Source organism: Thiomicrorhabdus sp. (assembly GCF_963662555.1).
In the GTDB taxonomy this organism is placed as follows: Bacteria; Pseudomonadota; Gammaproteobacteria; order Thiomicrospirales; family Thiomicrospiraceae; genus Thiomicrorhabdus.
The window spans coordinates 1,760,883-1,780,934 of record NZ_OY759719.1; the positions used below are offsets into that span (position 1 = coordinate 1,760,883).

Genomic DNA, 20,052 nt, shown 5'->3' on the forward strand with positions numbered 1-20,052 from the left:
GTTGCTCTAATGGCAAATTTTACCTTTAAAAAACCCAGCATATAGCTGGGTTAAAACATCATTCTAAATGGTCGTTTTAAACTAGACTATTCACTAGAGGCTACTTTAGGTAACTCATCTTGATATACCAAAAGAGGTGACTTCTTACCTTGAATCACTGCTTTATTAATAACGACCTTTTCTACATTTTTCAAGCTTGGTAGGTCATACATTGTATCAAGCAACAATTGCTCCAATATTGAACGTAATCCACGTGCTCCAGTTTTTCTTTCTATTGCCAATTGTGCAATTTCAGATAAAGCATCTTTACGGAATTCTAATTCAGCACCTTCTAACTCAAACATTTTCTGGAACTGCTTAACCAAGGCGTTTTTAGGCTCCGTTAAAATTTGAATTAATGCCGCTTCATCTAATTCTTCTAAAGAAGCAATCATTGGTAAACGCCCAACAAACTCAGGAATTAAACCAAACTTAATCAAATCTTCTGGTTCGATTTTTTTGAATTTTTCTGTGATTGTAAGCTTTTTATCTTTAGTCTTCACTTCAGCTGAAAAACCAATACCAATATTGGTTTCTGTACGTTGATCAATAATCTTATCTAGTCCTTCAAATGCCCCACCAACGATAAATAGGATTTTTGAAGTATCAACTTGAATCATATCTTGATTTGGGTGTTTACGACCACCTTGAGGCGGAACTGAAGCAGTGGTACCTTCTACCAACTTCAATAAGGCTTGCTGTACACCTTCACCAGAAACATCACGAGTAATAGATGGATTTTCAGATTTACGAGTGATTTTATCGATTTCATCAATATAGATAATACCGCGTTCTGCTTTTTCAGGATCGTTATCGCAACGTTGTAAAAGCTTGAGAACGATACTTTCAACATCCTCACCTACGTAACCGGCTTCTGTCAATGTGGTAGCATCGGCAATCGCAAACGGCACATCTAATAATCTTGCTAATGTTTGTGCAAGCAATGTCTTACCAGAGCCTGTTGGTCCAATAAGCAAAATATTACTTTTAGTTAGTTCAACATCATCTTTAACATGGGCATTTTGTAGACGCTTGTAATGGTTATATACTGCTACAGATAAAACTTTCTTAGCATTAAATTGACCAATAACATAATCGTCTAAAATAGCACTGATTTCATGAGGTGTAGGCAAATTCTCCAGTTCAAATTGGCTAATATCCTCTTCACCAAACTCTTCTCTAAGAATGTCGTTACACAGCTCAACACATTCATCACAAATGTAAACCGAAGGGCCTGCAATTAACTTTCTTACTTCGTCTTGTCCTTTACCACAGAAAGAACAATATAGTGTTTTATCTTCACTCATATTTATTGCCTTAACGGTTAGTCAGTACTTTATCAATCAAACCATAATCACATGCTTGTTCAGCACTCATGAAATTATCGCGATCAGTGTCTTGTTCAATAGTTTTAATGTCTTGCCCTGTGTGCTCAGCTAATGCAGCATTCAATTTATTTTTAATTTGCATGATTTCTTGTGCATGAATTTGAATATCACTAGCCTGGCCTTGAAAACCACCTAATGGTTGATGAATCATTACACGTGAGTTTGGTAATGCAAAACGTTTACCTTTAGCACCTGCTGATAACAAAAAAGATCCCATACTTGCCGCCTGGCCAATACACATAGTTGTCACATCAGGCTTGATAAAACGCATAGTGTCATAAATCGCCATACCTGCTGTTACACTTCCACCTGGCGAGTTGATATAAAGGTGAATGTCTTTTTCTGGATTTTCAGATTCTAAGAACAGCATTTGCGCAACAATTAAATTTGCCATATGGTCTTCAACTTGACCAACCAAAAAGATAACACGCTCTTTTAATAGTCTAGAATAAATATCGTACGAACGCTCACCGCGACTTGTTTGCTCAATAACCATTGGTACAAGTGCATTTTGAATCAAGTTATCCATATTCCGCTGTATTTCCTGTAGGTTTTATTTTTATTAAATTTGTATTTATGAGTATCTTAGCCTTTTCTGAGGCAAAAAAAAACTTAACCCCAAGCACAAATAGTAATTTTATGCCCAGGGTTAAGTTTTTGACAAAAAATTTAGCTTTTAAGCTAATTTACATTGGTGAATTAATTACTTCATCAAATGCTTTTTTCACTTTTTTCACTTTTGCTTCGTCAATGATTTTTGAAGCAACTTTGCCTTCAACCAAGATAGCACGAATTTCTGAACGAGCACCTGGGTTTTGAGCATACCAACCAATTACTTCAGCAGGATCTTCATAAGAAGAAGCTTGTTCTTCAATATAAGCTTCAACTTCTTCATTAGACGCTTCAATATTGTTTGTTTTGATGATGTCACCTAAAACTAAACCAAGTTTAACGCGGTTTTTGGCTTCTTCTTCAAAGTGACTCGCTTCGATATTTACATCTTCAGCTTTCATACCTTGCTGTTGAAGATTTTGAACCGCACGATCCATTAAGTTTTTAACTTCTTGGTCAATTAAAGACTTAGGCATTTCAACATCAATAATAGTTTGTAGAGCTTCTAAAGCCGCAGAACGGTTTTTGCTTTCTACAGCACGAGAAAGTTCTTTTTCCATGCTATCTTTGATTTCTTTAACTAGCGATTCTTCAGTTCCATCTTCAATACCAAATGATTTAACAAAATCTTCATCAATTTCTGGTAATACTTTTGTAGAGATAGAATGAACAGTGATATCAAATGTTGCTGTTTTACCTTTAAGGTTTTCAGCTTGATAATCATCAGGGAAAACAACTTCAATTGTTTTCTCTTCGCCTTTTTTCATGCCTACGATTCCATCTTCAAAACCTGGGATCATACGTCCAGATCCAATTTCAAGAGGTACGTCTTCAGCTGAACCGCCTTCAAAGATTTCGCCATCAATTTTTCCAACGAAATCAATAACAACTTGCTCACCCTTCTTAGCTTTTTTAGCTGCACTTTTTGAAGGTTTCCAAGCCATACGTTGTTCACGTAGACGAGTAATCATATTCTCAACATCTTTATCTGTTACAGCCGCTTCAGTGATTTCAACTTTAACGCCAGAGAATTCAGGAATTGTAATTTCTGGGTAAACTTCAAAGCGAGCAGTAAAAGTAACAGAACCATCTTTATCGTCTAACGCATCAAAAATTGGGTTTCCTGCTACCTGTAAGTTCTCTTGTGAAATTGCATCATAAAATGCTTTCTGTAATGCTTCGCCCATTACCTCTTGGTTTACTTGTGCACCATGGCGTTTCTTAACAACGTTTAAAGGCACTTTACCTGGACGGAAACCATCCATTTTGATCGTGCGACGAATTTCATTTAAACGTTTGTCAACATCTGCATTTAAGTTATCAGATGGAAACGTGACCGTCATTTTGTGTTCAAGACCTTGTTCTGGTTTTTCTACAGTTACTTGCATTTTTTAAATCCAAAGTTCGATGTTTTAAATATGATTAATCAAAAAACAGCATTAATTTGCATTTCTTGATCGGTAAAAATTAGACATGGAATTATACGGACTTAAGCAGGAAATTTAAAGAAAAACTGATAAAATCGAACAAAAACAATAGGAAAAAGCCTATTTTCTTTACTTTTCTTGAGTAAATACAAAAAACTGATAGAATCATCTGCCAGATTTATAGTTTATTTGACTCTACTAACAAATAAGATAAAACGCTTACATAGTAGTAAAAATCAAATCATTTAATTTAAGGAATAACAAAATGACAATTGAAAGAATTGTATTACTAGTTGCTGGAACTATGGTTCTTGCCAGTACGCTTTTGAGCGTTTACCACACTCCAGAATGGTTATATTTAACTGGTTTTGTTGGTGCAAACCTAATCTTCTCTGGCGTAACTGGTTTTTGCCCGATGGTATTCATTTTGCGTAAATTAGGCTTTAAACACGGACCAGTTTTCCGTTAAAAACCAATTTTGCTCCAACCCAGTACTCTATTGGGTTGGGAACTTCTAAATAAATATATCTTTTACTACTCTTCCACAATTAGCATTTCAGATTTAATTTCTTCAATCAATTCTTCTAATTCTAACCAACGCATCTCAGCATCTTCCAATGCTTGACTCGAAACGGCTTGCTGTTTAATACACTCTGCTAACTTGTCTTTATTCTGTGATTCATACAAGGATTCATCTTCCATCATTAAATGACACTCAGCCACCTGTTTTTGAAGTTGTTCCATTTTTTTATCAAGCTGCTTAATTTCTTGCTGATAAGGTTTTATTTTATTTTCAAGTAATTTTCGTTGCTGGGCATTTTCTTGTCTTAGTTCTTTTTTAGTTTTACCAGGCCTGGTAGGTTTATTTTCTTGTTGATGAGCTTTAATTGCTTTTAATTGCTCTTGAAGATAACCATCTAAATCTCCGTTATAAAGAGTTACTTTGCCATTATGTACCCACCAGAACTGATCTGAAATACTGGCTAAAAGATGTTTATCATGACTTACTAAGATAACCGCTCCTGAAAACTCCTGAATAGCCATATCCAAAGCATCTCGAGTCTCCATATCTAAATGGTTAGTTGGCTCATCCAATATAATTAGGTTAGGTTTTTGAAAAACAATAATGGCCAGCGCTAACCGTGCTTTTTCGCCACCCGAAAAGGCTTTAATTGATTCGAGACACTGAGTATTTGAAAAACCAAACTGACCAAGAAAGTCACGAGCCTCTTGATCACTTGGAGCCATTTCTTGGCTAAGAATATGTTGTAATGGGCTTTGATCAAAATGCAGTGAATCTATTTGATGCTGGGCAAAATAACCCACTTTTACCCCCTTACTAATAACCACCTTACCTGATTGCGGCTTAAGCTCACCGACCAACTGTTTTAATAAAGTGGTTTTACCTGAACCGTTTACGCCAACTAAACCAATTCTATCTCCCGCTCTAAGTACCAGATTAACCGTATCTAAAATAGTTTTATCTTGATAAGCGAAAGAGATGTCTTGAATATTCATCATTGGATCAGGTTGATGATCCGGCGATAAAAACTTGAAAATAAAAGGATTCATTGCTTGAACAGCTGCAACCTCCTCCATGCGTTCTAGAGCTTTAACTCGGCTCTGGGCTTGTTTGGCTTTACTCGCCTTAGCTTTAAAACGTTCAATAAAGCTCTTTAAATGCTGCATTTGTTGCTTTTGTTTATCATGCAAAGCTTGCTGCTGCATTAACTGTTCATTTCGCTGACGTTCAAATGCCGCAAAGTTACCAGAATAATAGTAAATTTTTTGATTGTGAATATGGGCTATACCTTGGACAACTTGGTCAAGAAAATCTCTATCGTGAGAGATAATAATGACAGCACCTTCATAAGATTTTAACCATTGTTCTAACCAGGTAACGGCTTCAATATCCAAATGGTTTGTAGGTTCATCTAACAACAATAAATCTGCACGTTGCATTAATGCTCTAGCAAGCTTTAAACGAACCTGCCAACCACCTGAAAACTCAGACATGTTTTTTTCAAAATCAGCATCGTTAAATCCTAAGCCATACAACAACTGTTTGGCTTTATTAGGCACTAAATAGCCTGCAATTTTATCTAAGGCATCGTATGCCTCTACTAAACCAATATGATTATCTAAAGACTGATATTCTTTAACTTGTTCTGAGTATTGAGCATATAAACTATCGCCGTAGGTTACATATTCAAGAGCATTGACAGTTTTGGCTGTAACTTCTTGTTCAACACATCCAATTAACCAACTTGCGGGTAAATCAATATGCCCTGCTTCAATTGGTAGCTCATTAAGAATGGCTTTAAAAAGTGACGTTTTACCAACGCCATTTTGGCCTATTAAGCCAATTTTTTGACCTGGATGAATAGTAAGAGTGGCTGAATCTAAAAGCGGTTTAATCCCCGCTCTAATGGATAGATTTTGTAGAGTTAACACAGATTTATTTCATTTATTCAGAAGTAGAAAGATGACCATCAAGCAACGTGACTTGACGATCCATTTTTGCGGCTAAGTTTCGATCATGAGTCACTATCAATAAAGCCGTATTTAACTCAGTATTTAAGTCAACCAGTAAGTTAAAAACTTGCTCTGCTGAGAGATAGTCTAAATTACCTGTTGGTTCGTCGGCTAAGATACAAGATGGCTCTGTAATTAAGGCTCTTGCAATAGCAACTCTTTGGCGTTCACCACCCGATAACTCACTAGGCTTATGCAGTGCTCTGTGTGCTAAACCCACCTTTTCAAGCAGCTGTTTTGCTTTTTGCTCTGCTTCTCTAATAGGTGTTCGTCTAATTTGCAAAGGCATCATCACATTTTCAAGTGCTGTGAGTTCAGCAAATAAGTGATGGAATTGATAAACAAACCCCATATGCTTATTTCTCAGCTTACCTCTTCGTACATCAGATTGGGCCGAAAAGGCCTCACCTTTTAATAAAACTTGACCATTGCTAGGAGCATCCAGACCGGCTAACAAATGTAATAGAGTACTTTTACCAGAGCCCGATGCTCCAACAATTGCAACTTTTTCACCAGCTTTTAATTCAAAATCGATATCAGAAAAAACATTGGTTTCTAAATCACCATCTTTATAGGTTTTTGCCAGGCCTGTTGCTTGCAGAACCAAATCATTATTTTGATTATTCATAACGTAAAGCCTCCGCAGGGTTCACTTTTGAAGCCTTTCTTGCCGGATAAAGAGTAGCCAATAGCGTCAATAAAAATGCCAAACCTGTTATATACCAAACATCAGACCATTCCAATTTAGAAGGTACGGTGCTGATGTAGTAAACATCGGGCGGGAAAAATTTAAATCCAAGCAAGTTTTCTATAAATGGAACAATCACGTCTATATTTAAGGCTAAACTCAAACCACCTATTAAACCTAGAATCACTCCTAAAGATCCAATAATAAGCCCTTGAACAATAAAAATAATCTGAATACTCATTGGAGTTGCACCAATGGTTCTAAGCACCGCTATATCACTTTGTTTGTCAGTAACAACCATAACCATGGTAGAAACAATATTAAATGCTGCCACCATAATAATCAGAGTTAAAACGATAAACATCATACGTTTTTCCATCTCTATCGCTTTAAAGAAGTTGGAGTGTTGCTGTCTCCAATCGCGCATATACATGACCTTATCAACCACTTTAGATAACTCTGCTTTGACTTCACCAACATTAAACATATCATCAAGTTTAAGCTGTAAACCACTGACTGAATCACCATATTTAAAAACTTTCTGAGCATCTTGAATATTGATTATCGCTAATCCACTATCGTATTCGTGCATACCAGCTTCAAATAAGCCAACCACGGTAAAGCGTTTAATTCTTGGCACAATCCCAACGGGTGAAACACTGCCTTGTGGAGCGATTAAAGTGACTTTATCGCCTAATGAAACTCCCAAGCTTGTAGCCAGTTCTGATCCTAAAATAATATTGTATTTTTTGGGCTGAAGACTATTTAAAGAGCCAAAAACCATTTTAGATTCTATATCAGCAACCTGCCCTTCAAACTCAGGCAAGATACCTCTAACAGCTACACCATTTACCTTATTACCAATGGTGAGCATGCCTTGTTCCATAATATTGGGTGCCGCACCTTCAACATGAGGTTGATTGATTACTTTGTTGTAAAGATTTTCCCAGTTAGTTAAACGATCATTTTTTTCATTGATTGTCATATGGGCTGTCATGCCCAAAATACGGTCACGTAACTCATCTTGAAAACCATTCATGATAGATAAGACAGTAATTAATGCTGTCACTCCTAGAGCTATTCCCAACATGGATGAAAAAGAAATAAAAGAGATAAAACCGTTTCTGCGTTTTGCTCGGGTATATTTCAATCCCAGCAGGAGTTCGTATGGTAGTTTAAACATAGTGTATTTTACTCGTTCTCTTTATTCTTATAGTTTTCATGAGTAGGTGATTTTAAATCATCTTGTTTAATAAAGGACATGACTTCTTTAGGTTTATAAGAGATAAAAACAGGCAATTCTATATTGTAGATAATTGCCCAAACTCTCATAGACAGCGTAATTAAAATAGAAATAATGACCGCTGTATCGGTATCCATCGAAAAATGGACCATTAATAAAAATATACTCGCTCCTGCAAAAGAGGCAGTTGCATAAATTTCTTTACGAAATACAAGTGGCACTTCGCCAACCAATACATCACGAATAACACCACCAACTACCCCGGTCATGATACCTGTCATTATAGCTATAGGATCAGAAAAACCTAAAGCCATCGCTTTTTGAGTACCTATAACGGTAAAAACAGCTAAACCTAATGCATCTAAAAACAATAATAATTTAATAGGTAAACGACGAAATCTTGCCAAAAAAAACAGTGACATGGCGGAAACAACCACAACATAAATATAGATATCATGCTGCGTCCAAAAAACGGGGACATCAATAATTAAATCACGCAGAGTTCCACCGCCAATTGCGGTAACCATGGCAATTACAATAGCTCCAAAAAGGTCTAACTGCTTACGACGAGCAGCTAATAGCCCAGTAATAGCAAATACTGCGGTACCTAAAAGGTCAAGATAATATAGAGTGAGTGCGAGTGTCATAGGTCGCCCATTATAAACGAGGGCAAAAAAAAACGCCCTCTTAATTGAGGGCGTTTTTTCTTATGAAGAAATAAGAATTATTTGTCAGATTTTAGACGATTAATCCCTAGCATTTTCATAATGTACTTCTGATAGATTGGTTCAGAGTTACCAGACTTCATATTACGAATGAAGTACTTTTCAAAGGCAATTTTAGCTAAGTGAACCCACTTACCTTTTTTAGCCCATGTTAAGTTACGTGGTGGAATCTGTGGTAAAGCAACAAACGCTGCACCAGAATCACCCATATCAGCAAGACATACAGTATTCCAAGTTGGCTCTTCTACTGGATCTTTACCTTCTAGGTTTGCTTCAATGTTATGGCAAATTGCCGTAACCATTGATTCAATCATTAAACCAGTTTTTGGTGTACCACAAGGCACAGGACACTTAGCGTCAACTGGAGGAATAGCAATACCTACACCTAATGAATAAATATTATGGTATGTAGGGTTACGGCTATATTTATCAACCTTAACGAAACCACGTGGGTTTACTAAAGGTCCACCCATTTTTTCTGGATCTGCATCCACTAGCTCTTGTAAGAATCTAGAACCTTTAAATGCTGGAAGCATCATAGAATATTTAAACGGTAATTCGTGTTTGTTAATCACTTCACCTTGGTTGTTATGCTCATCAACATACATAATACCATCAGCAATTTTGGTTGTTTTAGCGTTACAAATCCAGTTGATATGACGGTTACGCATTTCTGATTCCATCAGACCTTTAGAATCACCAACACCACCTAAACCTAAGTGACCAATGTAAGGTTCTGCAGTTACAAACGTCATAGGAACTTGGCTACGAATTTTACGCTTACGTAAATCTGTTTCCATAATCATGGCAAATTCATAGGCTGGACCAAAACATGAAGCACCTTGAACTGCACCAATAATGATTGGGCCAGGATCTTTACAAAACTCTTCCCACTGCTCATAAGCTTCAACAGCGTGAGGCGTTGTACAAACAGAAACCGTGTTACCACCGTGGCTCTTAGGACCAAAACCTTCAACTTCTTCAAATGCAAGAGCAGGACCAGTAGCAAGGATTAAGTAGTCATAATCCATTACTGTGCCATCGTCTAGAGTGATATTATTATTTTCAGCATCTAAACCAACGCAAGTTTGGTGATAAAACTCAATACCTTTACGTGTTAAATATGGTTCTAGCTTAAAAGAGATATCTTCAGGCTTTCTCCACCCCACAGCTACCCATGGATTAGAAGGTACAAAGTTAAACTCTTCAATCGCACTAACGACTTTTACCGTGTGACCTTTATCTAAGTGCTTACGAATGTCGTAAGACATTGGTAAACCACCAGTACTGGAACCAACTACAACAACTGTTGCCATGTTCTTGCCTCGCATATGTTTTATTAGTTAAATTTAAACCATTTTTTGATTAAAAGGCTCTTCAATTGCCAACTCAAATCTTGATTTTAGAGGCAATATTGAACCAATTAAGTTATAAAAGAAAATAAAATTTATCAATGGCAAATCAATGTAATTAATAAGATGATAAAAAATCCAATGTTTAACATAGACTTATCGTTAAATATTTTTTACTTAACCCTTACTTATTTTTTATTATTAGACATTAATAACGCAGGCAAAACGGTCAAAATCAAAAAAGTTGCTAGAACAAGCGAAACTATTGTTAATAAACTTGCTTGAAAAACAGTGTCATTTTGACTAAACAATAAAGTTACCAGGCCTGCAAAAAGAACCCAAGAAGTTATCCAAATTGGACGCCCTACACTCGCCATAGCAAAAGTGACTGCTGACTGGGAATCTAAAAACATATATTGTTGTGCTCTTACGTATCTTGAAAAGAAATGAATACCATCATCGACAATCAAGCCAAGAGGAACCATCCACAGCAATAAAGCCCAACTACTTTCACCTGTTATTAAAATAAACAGAGAGACGGCTGCCAATAAAGCAAAAAAGTTGACCAAGACATTTATAAAAGCCAATTTAAGACTTTTCCAAAATAGCCAAAACAAACCAACAAAGACCCATAGAAGCCAGAAAATTTGATCGATTTCTTTTAAAATTTGCCAGTTAGACCAAATTAAACCTAATCCAACAACAACCCCAAAAACAATAATAAGCGATCTTATCTTTTGATTTTTTTGTAGCCACGTAGCAATGAAAGTTAAACCGTGTCTATCTGCCGGATTACCTACCCTAAATTCAAGTAACCAGTTAATAAGTATCATAGGCAACCAACTTAACGTCATTAGGTAACTTAACGTCACGCCAATCACAACCAACCAAGCTAGTGCTAAATAGCTATTATCAAACCAAGCAGCAAAAACAAAACCTAGTGCAGTGGTTAAATTCGAAAGGAAGATAGGAGTAGAGTTTAATTTTAACGCTTCTGCAACAGCATCATACTGAAACAACCCTCTTGCCATTTCTCTAAGCAAGGTGCTTAAAATATGCACCAAATTACTGCTTAGTAAAGTCATTAAAACCACTAAACCTAAAATAGATTCAGGCGTTAATTGGTAACCTGTCCAACCTAATGCCCCAAAAGTCATTAATACTATGTAAAAACTTAAACCAACCTGCAATAAACCTACTTTTACTGATTCAAGTAAATACCCTACTACCAAGCCCATAACAAAAAGACTTGTAAACAGTAACAATAAGTCATTTTTTATTGGCGTAAAGTCTAAAAAAGCAATACCAGATAAAATAAAAAGGCTTAACACGCCCCATAAAAACAAAAGCTTTGTTTTGTTATGAGCCATTATTTGTACCCAAGAAAAAGCCCAATTTCCCACTATAAACCTCGCAATAACGTAAATTTCATCTGTATTAAAATATCAGTAGTTTAAAATATTGGACTTAAAAATTGATAAAGAATCTCTCAAACGCATGAAAAAACTCGCATCCTTACTCCAAACAAACCAAATTACCAGTAAAGGAAACCGTTCTTACTGGGCACCTCTAAACCCTTCAGAGAGTGCATTAGCGATTGCCAATCATGCCAAAAACCTACCTGGTTTAGTGGTTGTGTTAACTGAAACATCTCAAATGGCAAACCAACTTCAAGAGACTTTAGCCTTTTTTATTGAAGATAACACTGAAATTTTGACCTTCCCTGAGTGGGAAACCTTGCCTTATGATCAATTTTCACCGCATCAAGATATCGTATCAGAACGTTTAAAAACCCTTTACAGGCTGCCCAATACGAAGCAAGGCATTTTGATTGTGCCTATTGCAACAGTCATGCAAAAAGTGGTACCGCATAACTACATTCAGCAATTTACGTTTTTATTAAAAACTGGAGATACTCTTGATGTTGAATCTTTCAGTCAACAACTTGAATCTGCTAGCTATCAACGAGTAGGACAAGTTTATGAACATGGCGAATTTGCCGTACGTGGTGCGATTATTGACCTGTTTCCAATGGGCAGTAAAACCCCATTTAGAATTGATCTGTTTGATGATGAAGTAGAGACCATTCGTAGCTTTGATCCAGAAACGCAACGCTCTATTGAACAAATTGAAAATATTGAATTACTTCCTGCCAAAGAATTTAACTTTACCAAACAAGGGATTGATTTATTTAGAAATAACTTTAAAGAATATTTTGGTAATGATTCGCGTGAATCGCAAATTTATAAAAGTGTTTCGCAGGCTCAGATGGTTGGTGGGCTAGAATATTATCTGCCGCTTTTTCATGAGTCTTTAGCCAGTTTATTTGATTATTTACCAAAAAATAGTTTGTTTTTTGACTTTGGCAATTTAAATGAAAGACTTGACCAAATTCTTATGGATTACAGTGAGCGTTATGAAATTGGCCAACATAACCCTGACTTTCCACTGTTAAAACCTACTGAAATTCTATTAGAACCTAATACCTTTTTAACTCAATTAAAGCCATATCATAGAATTACATTTGAGCCTGTTTGCTCTAAAAAAACCACAACCACATTTAATACCTTAAGCTTGCCTGACTTAAGTGTGCAAGCCCAAAGTGAGTACCCTCTTGCCAAACTTATTGCGTTCTTAGACCGTTATAAAAAGAAAGTCATCTACAGTGCAGAAACCACAGGACGTAGAGAAACCCTATTAACACTGCTAGCCAAATACCAGCAACGCCCAGAAATTGTTGATGATTGGACTCATGCATTGCATTCAACAAGTCAATTTTGCATTGTGGTTAGCCCGCTTGAAACCTCAATTCATACCGAAGAGTTTAGCGTTATTTCAGAAACCCAAATTTTTGGGCAAACGGTTGTTCAAAAACGTCGACGTAAACGTAAACATAATGATTTTGACACCTCCGTAAGTAACCTGATTGAACTCGATTTAGGCAACCCTATTGTACATATAGACCATGGTGTAGGCCGTTACTTAGGGCTTGAGACTTTAGAAATACAAGGCGATAAAAAAGAATTTTTAATGATTGAATATGCGGGTGATGCCAAACTTTATGTGCCTGTTTCTTCTCTACATTTAATTAGTCGTTATACCGGTGCAACGCCAGAAACGGCCCCTCTCCATAAGCTAGGTAGCGATAAATGGGATAAAGCGAAACGTAAAGCCGCTGAAAAAGTACGGGATGTGGCCGCAGAACTATTAGATGTTTACGCACAAAGAGCTGCCAGGCCTGGTTACGCCTTTCAAACGCCAGAAGATGCCTATCAACGTTTTGCCTCTAGCTTTCCATTTGAAGAAACGCCAGACCAACAACAAGCCATTGAAGCCGTTATGGAAGATATGCACTCTCCACTCCCGATGGATCGTTTAGTATGTGGTGATGTAGGTTTTGGAAAAACCGAGGTAGCTATGCGTGCTGCCTTTGTTGCTGCTTATGACGGTAAACAAGTTGCCATGTTAGTGCCAACCACTCTTCTAGCTCATCAACATCTTGAAAACTTTAGAACGCGTTTTTCAGATTGGCCAGTTCGCATTGAAGTATTGTCACGTTTTCAAACGGCAAAACAGCAAAAGCAAACTCTAGAAGACCTTAAAGAAGGTAAAGTCGATATTATTATCGGTACCCACAAACTGATTCAAAAAAACGTAGATTACCAGCACCTAGGTTTAATTATTATTGATGAAGAGCATCGTTTTGGTGTTCGCCAAAAAGAACAACTTAAAAAGATGCGTACTGAAGTTGATGTTTTAACCATGACAGCAACGCCTATTCCTCGTACTTTAAATATGGCAATGAACGATTTACGTGATTTATCTATTATTGCTACCGCTCCAGCCAAACGACTAGCCGTACAAACGTTTGTACAAGAGTGGAATGATGATGTAGTAAGAGAGGCCTCATTACGTGAGATAAGACGTGGTGGTCAAGTATATATTCTATACAACCAAGTTGATCGCATAGAACAGATGGTAGAGCATATAGAATCTTTAATTCCAGAGGCTAAAGTCACCTTTGCACATGGTCAAATGCATGAACGTGAGCTCGAATCGGTAATGGAAAACTTCTACCACCGCCGTTATAACATTTTAGTTTGTACTACCATTATCGAAACTGGTATCGATATCCCTACTGCAAATACCATCTTAATACATAGAGCAGATAAATTTGGCTTAGCCCAATTGCACCAATTAAGAGGAAGAGTTGGCCGTTCTCATCATAAAGCCTATGCCTATATGTTTACCGCGGGTAAAGCCATGCTTACTAAAGATGCTGAAAAACGTTTAACTGCGATTGCTAAACACGATACGCTTGGAGCTGGTTTTATGCTGGCTAGTCACGATTTAGAAATTCGTGGTGCAGGTGAACTCTTAGGAGACGGTCAATCAGGACAAATTCAGGAGATAGGTTTTGGTCTTTATAGCGAACTATTAGAACGAGCGGTCAAATCCCTTAAATCTGGCAAACAGCCAGAGCTCAATACTTCTTTACATAGTGGAAGCGAGGTTGATTTAGGTGTAACAGCATTAATACCAGAAGATTATTTACCTGACGTACATACTCGGCTAGTATTTTATAAACGTATTGCTAGTGCAGAAACTAAATCAGACTTACGAGAATTAGAAGTTGAGATGATTGATCGTTTTGGCCTCTTACCGGACTCTGTAAAACAGTTATTTGAAGTAACTAAAATTAAATTATTGATTGAACCCATTGGCATCACAAAATTAGATGCGAGTGAGTCTATGATTCGTATTCAACTTAATAACGAACCCAATATTGATCCTGTAAAACTGATTAAGTTAATTCAATCACAACCTAAGCAATTTCAACTAAAAGGGCAAACTGAGTTCTCCTTTTTAGATACAATGCCTAATATTGAACAAAGAGTATCAGCTATTGAGCTTATTGTTAAAAGTATAAGTTTAGATAATTAATACCATAAAACAAATTAGAGTCACAAATCTTAATACCCAAAATTTAAGAGTAACAAATGAAAAAACTGCACAAACTACATCAGTCATTTCTTATCAAAACTCAGCTTATTTTTCTTCTGACTTTTGCAGGCCTGGTAGCAACTAGCTCACCCGCCCAAGCAAAAGAAGATACCTATTCCATTGAAGTCGTAGTATTTGAAAGCCTTGCATTAAAAGGTTGGACAGAAGAATATTGGCCAGAAGACATTGAGCACCCTAATATTGAAGGAAGCACCTCTGTTGATACACGTGGCACTAAGCCATTATGGATTAATAAAAGCAACCGCACTTTAGGTGGTGCTGTAGCCAAACTTAACAAAAGAGGTTACAGCGTATTATTTCACCAAGCCTGGTCGCAAGTTACTTATGCCAATAAAAATGCTCCCACGGTATTAATTGAAAGTGATAAATCTGGAACCAATATGGTGGGTACGGTAAGACTATACAAAACGCGTTATGCACACGTTGATATAGATTTAGAATTTGATAGACGTATTCCTAGCAAAATATTAGACAGTTTTTTGCAAAATGAAAAACTCTTAAGTACCGAAAATCCACCAACTCGCTGGCATTTTCATTTAAAAGAATCACGTAAAATCAAGTCTGGCGAACTACACTATATAGACCACCCTCTTTTTGGCGTTTTAGTTAAAATTCACAAAATAGATAATTAAGTTTTACTTTTCAGTCTTACTTTCCATCTAATACAAAAAAACCGCTATTGCGGTTTTTTTAGGTCAAAAATAAATCTTTATTTATTAAGCATTCAAACTATAGTCCAGTTTTTGATTTTTAAAACGCACCTCAACGGGCAAACCTAAGTATTTATCTGAAATATCTTCTTTTAATTGGTAAAAACCAACAATACTCACCAAATCAGGTTCAAACACGTAAGCTCTTACGGCGATTTGATCCATATTCATACTACCTGCATTACCTGCATAAGCTCTGCCATTTAAGCTACCACCAATATAAATACTGCCATCAGCAACCACTTCAGCTCCAGATTCAACATTACCTAAAACAATTAAATCACGACCTTCAGCATAAATTTGTTCGCCATGAAAAACATTACCATGATGTATATAAGGTGATGCATTTGCAGAGTCTAATTCAATATGACTAGAACTTTTAGTTAAACTTGCCGACTGCTTAGAATCATTAAATAAATCGAACTGATTTAACTTATCATTAAATACCGCTAGGCCAGAAAAATCGGCTTGTTCAGAGAGGATCGGATCTTCTGTCTTTATGCCAACAGCAATAAAATTTAGCTGTCGCAAAACATCAAGCAGGCGAGCTAAAAAAGTAGGTTCAGAACACTCTTTAATAGATAAAACACAAGGAATGGAATATGCATCTTGCTCTTCAGAAACATATTGCTTTAAATCATGACTAATTTGATTAATATCGCAATCTAAAACAAGAATGACGGGTAAAGTAAAATCCGTTTTGTGTACCGAAATAGTTTTTGACATGATTGATTCTCAATTAAATTGAGTTTGAGTCTACAAGAGTAAAAAATGGCTGTCAATCAAGAATGTATTTACATATTAATTTTGGCTAATCTTAGCTTTTTTTTTCAAAATTTATTTATTTTTTCATGTACTTAAAGCCTTATTTTTTATCCGGCCTTATATCCTGTTTTACATCACTACCCTTGTTTAAGGTTCTGTGATCTTGATTATTTCTTCTATCACTAGAGTATCTATGCTCCATTTCTGGTTCTCGCCATTCATGCACATTAGAAACATGCCTACGGTCAGATTTTTGATTCCTCCGCTTAAATAAGTGAGGAATATATTTAAATGTCTGCACACGCATAGTAAAAAGAATAAAAAAGGCTAAAATAATTACTCCCATTGCTAACATTCCAACACAATCATGGGCACAATAAAAATAACCAGCATCAAACATCGTGATATAAATCACAAAATCGATACGTAAAGAGTTAGCCAAAAGTAAATAAAAATACCCCTCGACCAACCATATCAAGCGGTAAACCCAAGTAGTTGGATATGCAAGAATGGCTACAGCGAGCAATAAATACGCAATAAGACCATTACACGCATCTAAAATCCATATTTTAAAACCATTGTCTAGATATACCGTATTACCAATCATGTTAACGGGTATATCAAAATAATGAATCCATAAATAGGTTAGGTAGATAGTTAATTCTGTTTGCCATGCTTGAACAACATACAATGGTGAAAAAGATTCAATAAAAAACAGAACAAATAGCAATACTAGCCAGAATAGAAAGCGTATAAAAAACCCAATCAACGGTAATACCTCTATTTTTTCTTTCTTTAAAAAAGAAATTTAATCAAAAATCATTAAAAAGTTATAAAAAAATCATAATAAAAAACCCTTGTAAACTTTAGGCTTACAAGGGTTTAATTTTATGGCTTTAAATTATTTAGAAATTTTATTTCTAACAACCCAACCGCCAAGTGCAAGTAAGATTAAGGCCAATAAAGCTGTACCATACGCACTCATTGAACTTGCTGAACCACCGCCACTAGATGTAGTTGTAGTAGTCGTTTCATAAGCACTCAAATCCGTTGGTGCTGGATCTGCAATCCACCCTGGAACTGAACCTGCTATAGCTGGGTCTGTCTCTTCGACAGGAATCATTCTAAGTGTGAAACTGTCTTTTGTACCAGCTGCACCAGTCGCACTCATGTCACCCACATCAACCATGTAAGTCAAACCTAGGTTAAGCACGTCTTCAATACCACCAACGTAATATGGTTCAGCACTGTTTGCCCAGGTCTGCAATTCTTCCTCTGTTACCGGAGCAAAATTGTCTGCAGCACCTTTTAACCACATATAATTTCCCGGAGTTTGATTATAGTCACTCCAAAAAGCAACTAGTCGATCATCAGTTGCCGTATCATTATCGTCATCCCAAAAAATCCCTTTAGGTTCATAAATGCTTGGTAACCAATGGCTACCGAAAAGATCTTTATAAGTGGTTGTCATAGACCCCGTTGAAGAGATGGTATTTTTTGGTGTAGCTACTGCTTCTTGAGCAAAGAAACCAGCACGTGCAGTCGCATCAAAAAAACCGTCGTTCGGATGTTTTGGAGGTTCTGCAGCTCCAAACAGACCTGCTGAAAAGACCGCCATATCAGCTGGATCTATAATATCAGCAGTTGGAACGGTTAAAGTACCGTTCGGTTCAGCCTTTTCTCCAATCCCGTCAGATAATTGAACAGCACCCGTTGTGTCAGCTACAAAATTTGTACCGACACCAAAACCAACTTCTAGTTTATAACCCTCAAGATGTTTACCTGTATAGTTATTCAATTTCTGCAAAATCAAATAACGACGAGGCGTTGTATTATCTGTAGTATCAATATTAAATACCACATCGATTGCTTTTGGATTACCTGAACCATCATCTACAAGTGAAGCTGGTAAGGCACTCACTTTAAAACGTTTATGTGTCTGAAAGCTGCTATTACACATCGTCGGATTAATATAATTTGAATTCAATAAACCATCATCTAAAGAAGCTCCAGCTGGTAGCAGTGTAGGTTCATCCGAAAAAGGATGGAATGAGGTACTCATAATACAACTGGTTGGTTTTCCATTATTATCATAAGCAGTAAGGGGATCATTATTAGTCACTACCTTTATGCCTGAAGGTTCACCAACAGGCCAATCCTTACCGACTAGTTTCCCTGTAGCATCACCTAAAGCTGTATTTACACCATCATTGATGAAACTTGCAAAAGAGTCCCCTAATACCATTTCTGAGTAGTCACCACCCGTAACAGGGGTCTGATTGAACGTTTTAGCAAGTTCAACACCTGTCTCTGCATTAACAATCTGTACATCAACATTATCTAAATTCAAACCACCATAACCAAACTGTACTGCCGGTAAACTTGGTGCTGTACCACTTGGGTAATAAGTTGTTACAGCACTACCTTGTGTCTTGACTGTAGCAGTATCTCCCGTAATACCAACAATATTAGCCGCCTGTGCAGATGTTACAGCCAATATACAAGCTGCTCCCACCATCCTTAATTTAAATGTTTTTTGTAAATCCATAAAATCTCTCCTCAATTTCTCTATTTACAACATATTCACTATCTTATAGATGTTTTTAATCATATAACATAAAGGAAAATACTTAATCACCTCTAAAGGTGATTTTGTTATGAATTACTGTTAATTAACATTTAATTGATTTACATCACTTTTTTTTGTGGTATTTTCTGTGGTTATTTTAAAAAGAAATGAATTTAAGGCAATTTTATGGAAAAAGTTGAAAACATCGAAGTCCTAAAGCAAACTATAAAAATTCAATCTTGCCTTTTAGAAGGCCATAGCATTGAGGCTATATTCCGTAACCGAGCAGAATTTATATTTAAAGAATCCAATGCCGACTTTTTTGGTTTACTGCTCCTTCAAAAAGAGAGCGGAAAACTTGAATTTATGGTTGAAAAAGGAAATGTTTTTAATGATATGTTAAAACGATACCATCTGCAAAAACATACTTTAATTTTTGACTCTTATATTAAAGCCGCTAAAGAAGGCGTTAATAATAATCAGCTTATTATGCAAGACAAAAACTTGTATGAGTTTTTGGGTGATTGTCTATCAAAAAATAAAATTAAATACTTTCAAGAAAACAATGATTTCAATGAAATTATAACGATACCTACCTTCTCTCTCGAAAATCAGTTAATTGGTTTTCTCTTTTTTAGTTATCTGGGCAAAAACTCTCACAACCCAGATAATTTATTAAATATTAAAGCTATGGTAGAGACCGTTATTCGCCCATTTTATGATGTAAAAAACAACATTTTTCAGAGTAAGTTTATTCAAATTTTAAATGAAGTGCCTTTACTTACAACCAAAGAAAAACACATTCTTAAAAAACTACTTGCCGCTAAAAGCTATGCACAAATTGCTGAAGAAATGCATGTTAGTGTCAATACAGTTAAAACTCATATTAAACATATATATGCAAAATACGAAGTAAAATCAAAATTGGAGCTTGCAAATAAAGTCAATTCTGGATTTGATTATAAATAGGTTGA

Annotated in this window: 16 protein-coding genes; 4 read left to right on the top strand and 12 right to left on the bottom strand. The window is 36.2% G+C overall.

Going from position 1 to position 20,052, the window contains the following annotated elements:
• Nucleotides 1-86 precede the first annotated feature (86 nt).
• From clpX to tig, 3 genes are all read right to left on the bottom strand, one after another.
• Nucleotides 87-1,346: an ATP-dependent Clp protease ATP-binding subunit ClpX gene (gene clpX, locus ACORJQ_RS07810; RefSeq protein ID WP_321323429.1), complete on the bottom strand. Its 1,260-nt coding sequence runs from the start codon at nt 1,344-1,346 to the stop codon at nt 87-89.
• Nucleotides 1,347-1,356: 10 nt separating this feature from the next.
• Complete coding sequence (clpP, locus tag ACORJQ_RS07815; RefSeq protein WP_321323431.1) at nt 1,357-1,956, bottom strand: ATP-dependent Clp endopeptidase proteolytic subunit ClpP; 600 nt, start codon at nt 1,954-1,956, stop codon at nt 1,357-1,359.
• A gap of 157 nt (nt 1,957-2,113) precedes the next feature.
• Nucleotides 2,114-3,427, bottom strand: a complete 1,314-nt coding sequence (gene tig, locus ACORJQ_RS07820; protein WP_321323433.1) for a trigger factor — start codon at nt 3,425-3,427, stop codon at nt 2,114-2,116.
• A 304-nt stretch (nt 3,428-3,731) separates the two neighbouring features.
• On the opposite strand from tig, the gene ACORJQ_RS07825 reads away from it, so the two are divergent.
• Nucleotides 3,732-3,935, top strand: a complete 204-nt coding sequence (locus ACORJQ_RS07825; RefSeq protein ID WP_321323434.1) for a YgaP family membrane protein — start codon at nt 3,732-3,734, stop codon at nt 3,933-3,935.
• A gap of 65 nt (nt 3,936-4,000) precedes the next feature.
• Here the strand turns inward: ACORJQ_RS07825 and ACORJQ_RS07830 are convergent, their stop codons facing one another.
• The 6 genes from ACORJQ_RS07830 to ACORJQ_RS07855 all read right to left on the bottom strand — a co-directional run bounded on the left by ACORJQ_RS07830 (nt 4,001) and on the right by ACORJQ_RS07855 (nt 11,379).
• Nucleotides 4,001-5,920 carry an ABC transporter ATP-binding protein gene (locus ACORJQ_RS07830; protein WP_321323436.1) on the bottom strand — a complete coding sequence of 640 codons (1,920 nt, stop codon included), beginning with the start codon at nt 5,918-5,920 and terminating at the stop codon, nt 4,001-4,003.
• Nucleotides 5,921-5,933: 13 nt separating this feature from the next.
• Nucleotides 5,934-6,629 carry a lipoprotein-releasing ABC transporter ATP-binding protein LolD gene (gene lolD, locus ACORJQ_RS07835; RefSeq protein ID WP_321323438.1) on the bottom strand — a complete coding sequence of 232 codons (696 nt, stop codon included), beginning with the start codon at nt 6,627-6,629 and terminating at the stop codon, nt 5,934-5,936.
• The gene (locus tag ACORJQ_RS07840; RefSeq protein ID WP_321323440.1) at nt 6,622-7,872 is read right to left on the bottom strand and encodes a lipoprotein-releasing ABC transporter permease subunit; all 1,251 of its coding nucleotides are present in this window, start codon (nt 7,870-7,872) and stop codon (nt 6,622-6,624) included. The genes lolD and ACORJQ_RS07840 overlap by 8 nt, the downstream gene beginning before the upstream one ends.
• An 8-nt stretch (nt 7,873-7,880) precedes the next feature.
• Nucleotides 7,881-8,579, bottom strand: a complete 699-nt coding sequence (locus ACORJQ_RS07845) for a trimeric intracellular cation channel family protein (protein WP_321323441.1) — start codon at nt 8,577-8,579, stop codon at nt 7,881-7,883.
• A gap of 77 nt (nt 8,580-8,656) precedes the next feature.
• Nucleotides 8,657-9,973, bottom strand: a complete 1,317-nt coding sequence (locus ACORJQ_RS07850) for an NAD(P)/FAD-dependent oxidoreductase (protein ID WP_321323442.1) — start codon at nt 9,971-9,973, stop codon at nt 8,657-8,659.
• A 224-nt stretch (nt 9,974-10,197) separates the two neighbouring features.
• On the bottom strand, nt 10,198-11,379 hold the full coding sequence (locus ACORJQ_RS07855) for an MMPL family transporter (protein WP_321323444.1): 1,182 nt from the start codon (nt 11,377-11,379) through the stop codon (nt 10,198-10,200).
• A 127-nt stretch (nt 11,380-11,506) separates the two neighbouring features.
• Between ACORJQ_RS07855 and mfd the strand changes: the two genes are divergently transcribed.
• Nucleotides 11,507-14,953, top strand: coding sequence for a transcription-repair coupling factor (mfd, locus tag ACORJQ_RS07860; RefSeq protein WP_321323446.1), 3,447 nt, complete (start codon nt 11,507-11,509; stop codon nt 14,951-14,953).
• Nucleotides 14,954-15,009: 56 nt separating this feature from the next.
• Nucleotides 15,010-15,666 carry a CsiV family protein gene (locus tag ACORJQ_RS07865; RefSeq protein ID WP_321323449.1) on the top strand — a complete coding sequence of 219 codons (657 nt, stop codon included), beginning with the start codon at nt 15,010-15,012 and terminating at the stop codon, nt 15,664-15,666.
• Nucleotides 15,667-15,750: 84 nt separating this feature from the next.
• On the opposite strand, the gene minC is transcribed toward ACORJQ_RS07865, so the two are convergent.
• The 3 genes from minC to ACORJQ_RS07880 form a co-directional block, all read right to left on the bottom strand.
• A complete protein-coding gene (gene minC, locus ACORJQ_RS07870) occupies nt 15,751-16,470 on the bottom strand; it encodes a septum site-determining protein MinC (RefSeq protein WP_321323451.1) in 720 nt (239 codons plus the stop codon).
• 139 nt (nt 16,471-16,609) lie between these two features.
• On the bottom strand, nt 16,610-17,278 hold the full coding sequence (locus ACORJQ_RS07875; protein WP_321323453.1) for a hypothetical protein: 669 nt from the start codon (nt 17,276-17,278) through the stop codon (nt 16,610-16,612).
• A 132-nt stretch (nt 17,279-17,410) separates the two neighbouring features.
• Complete coding sequence (locus ACORJQ_RS07880; RefSeq protein WP_321323455.1) at nt 17,411-19,057, bottom strand: choice-of-anchor F family protein; 1,647 nt, start codon at nt 19,055-19,057, stop codon at nt 17,411-17,413.
• A 207-nt stretch (nt 19,058-19,264) separates the two neighbouring features.
• Here ACORJQ_RS07880 and ACORJQ_RS07885 point away from each other — a divergent pair, with 207 nt between their 5' ends.
• Nucleotides 19,265-20,047, top strand: coding sequence for a LuxR C-terminal-related transcriptional regulator (locus ACORJQ_RS07885; RefSeq protein WP_321323457.1), 783 nt, complete (start codon nt 19,265-19,267; stop codon nt 20,045-20,047).
• Nucleotides 20,048-20,052 lie beyond the last annotated feature (5 nt).

What these genes read in the sequence shown, in the direction of transcription:
- clpX (WP_321323429.1), bottom strand. Translation starts at nt 1,346, where the DNA reads ATGAGTGAAGATAAAACACTATATTGTTCTTTCTGTGGTAAAGGACAA.
- clpP (WP_321323431.1), bottom strand. Translation starts at nt 1,956, where the DNA reads ATGGATAACTTGATTCAAAATGCACTTGTACCAATGGTTATTGAGCAA.
- tig (WP_321323433.1), bottom strand. Translation starts at nt 3,427, where the DNA reads ATGCAAGTAACTGTAGAAAAACCAGAACAAGGTCTTGAACACAAAATG.
- ACORJQ_RS07825 (WP_321323434.1), top strand. Translation starts at nt 3,732, where the DNA reads ATGACAATTGAAAGAATTGTATTACTAGTTGCTGGAACTATGGTTCTT.
- lolD (WP_321323438.1), bottom strand. Translation starts at nt 6,629, where the DNA reads ATGAATAATCAAAATAATGATTTGGTTCTGCAAGCAACAGGCCTGGCA.
- ACORJQ_RS07840 (WP_321323440.1), bottom strand. Translation starts at nt 7,872, where the DNA reads ATGTTTAAACTACCATACGAACTCCTGCTGGGATTGAAATATACCCGA.
- ACORJQ_RS07845 (WP_321323441.1), bottom strand. Translation starts at nt 8,579, where the DNA reads ATGACACTCGCACTCACTCTATATTATCTTGACCTTTTAGGTACCGCA.
- ACORJQ_RS07850 (WP_321323442.1), bottom strand. Translation starts at nt 9,973, where the DNA reads ATGGCAACAGTTGTTGTAGTTGGTTCCAGTACTGGTGGTTTACCAATG.
- ACORJQ_RS07855 (WP_321323444.1), bottom strand. Translation starts at nt 11,379, where the DNA reads ATGGCTCATAACAAAACAAAGCTTTTGTTTTTATGGGGCGTGTTAAGC.
- mfd (WP_321323446.1), top strand. Translation starts at nt 11,507, where the DNA reads ATGAAAAAACTCGCATCCTTACTCCAAACAAACCAAATTACCAGTAAA.
- ACORJQ_RS07865 (WP_321323449.1), top strand. Translation starts at nt 15,010, where the DNA reads ATGAAAAAACTGCACAAACTACATCAGTCATTTCTTATCAAAACTCAG.
- minC (WP_321323451.1), bottom strand. Translation starts at nt 16,470, where the DNA reads ATGTCAAAAACTATTTCGGTACACAAAACGGATTTTACTTTACCCGTC.
- ACORJQ_RS07880 (WP_321323455.1), bottom strand. Translation starts at nt 19,057, where the DNA reads ATGGATTTACAAAAAACATTTAAATTAAGGATGGTGGGAGCAGCTTGT.
- ACORJQ_RS07885 (WP_321323457.1), top strand. Translation starts at nt 19,265, where the DNA reads ATGGAAAAAGTTGAAAACATCGAAGTCCTAAAGCAAACTATAAAAATT.